This window comes from Candidatus Borrarchaeum sp., assembly GCF_019058535.1.
Lineage (GTDB): Archaea > Asgardarchaeota > Sifarchaeia > Borrarchaeales > Borrarchaeaceae > Borrarchaeum > Borrarchaeum weybense.
On sequence record NZ_JAHPYX010000174.1, the window covers coordinates 1 to 3,584 of the forward strand.

General features: G+C 35.9%; 4 protein-coding genes. 3 read left to right on the plus strand and 1 reads right to left on the minus strand.

Annotated features, from left to right (window positions below):
• Positions 1 to 179 precede the first annotated feature (179 nt).
• Positions 180 to 1,265, plus strand: coding sequence for a hypothetical protein (locus QVB70_RS10270; protein ID WP_287585711.1), 1,086 nt, complete (start codon positions 180 to 182; stop codon positions 1,263 to 1,265).
• Between the two features lie 10 nt (positions 1,266 to 1,275).
• The gene (locus QVB70_RS10275) at positions 1,276 to 1,848 is read left to right on the plus strand and encodes a hypothetical protein (protein WP_287585714.1); all 573 of its coding nucleotides are present in this window, start codon (positions 1,276 to 1,278) and stop codon (positions 1,846 to 1,848) included.
• A 16-nt stretch (positions 1,849 to 1,864) separates the two neighbouring features.
• Here the strand turns inward: QVB70_RS10275 and thiW are convergent, their stop codons facing one another.
• The gene (gene thiW, locus QVB70_RS10280; RefSeq protein ID WP_287585717.1) at positions 1,865 to 2,398 is read right to left on the minus strand and encodes an energy coupling factor transporter S component ThiW; all 534 of its coding nucleotides are present in this window, start codon (positions 2,396 to 2,398) and stop codon (positions 1,865 to 1,867) included.
• 228 nt (positions 2,399 to 2,626) lie between these two features.
• Between thiW and QVB70_RS10285 the strand changes: the two genes are divergently transcribed.
• The coding region (locus QVB70_RS10285) for a cytosine permease (protein WP_287585719.1) at positions 2,627 to 3,584 on the plus strand (958 nt) is incomplete at its 3' end.

Genomic DNA, 3,584 nt, shown 5'->3' on the forward strand with positions numbered 1-3,584 from the left:
GGGTTACGGAGGTCTTATCTCCACAGGCTTAACATCCCTACGCCCCGTAGGTACTATAATTGGTTTCATAAAAAAACTATATAAACATCACGCAATTCATCACCACGCTAAAGCAGTGGTGCTTTCTTGCTTGGTTATCAGTAATGCAGTGATTTCACATATTGATGAACAATAGCAATATGAACAATTCGGAAATAATTGAGTTTACTTCTTCCTTCAAAATGAAAAAAGATAGGTATAAGAAGGATAGTGCGTCAGATATCAGTGATATATGGAGTTCGATGTCTTTGACGAGCGAGCATGTTATTCATCAGTTATTTAAAACTGCTGCTGATTATGCCAAAAAAGCTGTGGAGCTTGATCGCGCAAATCAGTTTGAGCAGGCCAAAACGCTGTATATAGCTGCAGCGGAGCATTTACAGCGAATCCTCGACCTAGAACAAAATGAAAAAATGAGAAACATGTATTTTCGCAAAGCTAAGCTATATCTAATACGAGCAAAAGAAATACGAGAACTATTAAGAGGTCCAATAGAAGAGGAAGAAGAAGCAAAGATAGATGAAGCAGAAGAGATTTTGCCAAGTGTTACTAAAACGGGCGAAGTCTCGGATGAAATTTTACCAAGTATGAGTGACATAACTGAAGAGAAACCAGCTGCACCAATCTCTGGTGATGTTCACGTTGACTCTCAAGCTCAGGAAATTAGCGATTTAATCTACGAAGCGTTTGAGATTAAAAAGCAGTTAAAAGAAAAAATGAATGAATACAATATAGATGATCCAATTACCTTAAAATTGGCTTTAACTGAATTGCAAGACCAAGAGTTTGAAGTTCATCCTACTTATGAAGATTATCTTTCTATTCAGGCTTTAGAATACTATTTCAAAGAAATACTCCTTAAGTTAGACATCTTTTTAGCTGAATTGAAGGAAAAACCTATTACAGAAAAAGTAGAGAGAGAGTCAATTAAAGATCGATATAATGAATTTGGGAGTATTATAACCTCTGAAGTTTCAGATCTATTGAAAGACGCTCCATCGATCTTTATAGATCGGATTGAAATAGTGTTTATTGACAACTCGCAGCTTAAGATTTATTATCCTACAGATTTAGAATATTCTTTTTATTGGTCCAAAGGCGAAGAGATGTTTAATGTAAATGATACTGTTCCGAATACTGTTGCAAGTCCTGAAATTACGCCGAAAGAAAATATTATAAATTTCTTGAACGAATTACGTAATAGAATTGTAATACCTCCAAAATAGGAGGCATTTCTTGAAAATTTCTTTTCGAGATATTAAAAACAAGAAATTATTAATTTTAGGAGAAGTAGCAAGCGGTAAAACCCAACTTCTAATTGAATTGTTGCAGGACACCCTTCAATATGCCGATAAAATCACATTGCTTGATTTTGCTCCATCAGTAAAATTTGTGAAAGGAATGAAAATCGGTGGACGTGTTAATGAAAGGATTGAAATGCCCTCTAATGTAGATTATTTATGCCCCGAGAGGGTAGAGACACCCCGATTAACGGCAGCTGAAACAAATTCTGCCAAACAGTTACTAAGACTTGCTCATACAAATGCAAAAAATATGAGTTTAAAAATCAATGAATTCTTGAAAGCTCCAACAAACATTGTGTTTATTAATGATATCTCCCTGCTTTTTCAAGTTGGTAATATTGAGCCCGTCGAAAAACTCTTAGAGATCGTTAATACAGCTGTTATTACCGGCTATTACGGTAAAAAACTCGAAGAAGATCTAGGCACTGGTGTCTCAAAAAAGGAGCGGACATTAATGCAAAAATTATCTAGGCAGGTTGATCTTGTTATTAATTTGAACCAGTAGCAAACAATAATTGAAACTATTCTTCAAGAAATTCGTCGAGTATACCCGATTTTCTTAGGATTTTTAAAATAATGAAGCCTAAAACTGATCCAGGAATACAACTTGCTGCAAATGCTATCCAAAAGAACGTAATATTCGGTGTTGCTCCAATTAAAGGAGCAAAGATCAATGCGGAAATGGTCGCACCAATTATAACAGTTCCAAGAGGCTCTGCTAGTGCAGCATAATCAGTTTTTTTAAGATATTTGTAAATTATCCCTACCACAAAACCTCCTGGAAGGCCACCAGGAAATGCAAATATTGTGCCCCATCCTAAAGAATTTCTAATTATTCCGATTACTAACGCAATAAAAACCGCATAAAGGGGTCCAAGAAGTATTCCTGCTATAGCATTAACTATATGTTGTCCTGGGAAGACCTTGGTTGGTCCAATAGGGAACCAAAGAAAAGATGCTAACAAAACACCTAAGGCGATTAAGACTGCACTTAAGGCTATTTTTTTAGTTTCAACGACCTCTGTATATTTATTTTTTTGTAAGCCTCTTTCCATTCCTTTTCCTCCTCGTTGAATCGTAAACGAAACAACTCTTAGATTGACTTTTATTTTGAGCAACTTCAATTGAAAGTCTATTATTATCAATCATATATATATAGTATAACAAAATTATATCAATTTCTAGACAATAAATGAGCCAAGAAGCAAGAAAAATAGATTAATCCAATATATTGAGATTTATTGTTTATTATAAATCAGTTATAATTTGGAAGGGGATAATGTTTGACAAAAGCACTGTTTAAAAAGTTCAGAATAAGCCCTCCTCCAGAATATGGAATAGAGTCCGTTCCTTCTAAATTGAAAAATTTACGTTTCCTTGATTATTTTGTATTATGGAGTTCTCTGGGAGTTGGATTATTGGTTTTTTGGGCAGGTCTCCTTCTTGTACCAGGTCTAGGACTTGGCTTGGCGCTTTTAGCAATTCTCGTTGGACATCTTATCGGAAACTTGTTTCTAGCACTTGTTGGGACCATTGGTGCTGAAAATGGTATTCCCTCTATGGTTGCAGTTCGCCCATCATTTGGTATTCGTAGTTCATACTTGATGTCCATCTTGAATTTAATTCAATTAATCGGATGGGCATCTTTTGAGATACTCGTGATGGGACAAGCCGTCGATGCAATAATGGTTTCTACTTTTGGTTACTCTAATTATGCCATTTGGGTTCTCGTTTTCGGATTCTTCGTTTTTTTATTAGCCTTTGGAGGTCCACTTACAGTAATAAGAGATTGGTTAAGGAAATTTGCGATTTGGCTCATTTATGGATTAGGTATTTGGATAACCATCATTGTCTTCACACAATACGATTTGGTTGCATTACTTAACGCTCCATCTACAGGCGAGTTAACATTTTCGGGAGGTATTGACCTAGTTATTGCGATGCCAATATCATGGGTTCCTCTTGTCGCAGATTATAATAGATTTTCTAAAAACTCGAAAGAAGATTTTTCAGGCACATATTTAGGTTTCCTAATCACTAGTGGCTGGTGTTATGCTCTAGGAGCTATCACGACATTAGCTACAGGTGAGCCAAACCCCGTTCTCCTTATTATGGTAATTGTAGGTCCAATTGCAGCTATTCCTTCACTATTAATAGTAGTAACTGATGAAACTGACAATGGGTTTGCAGACGTATACTCTGCTGCAATTTCCGTCCAAAACGTCTTTCCGAAGGTTAAAC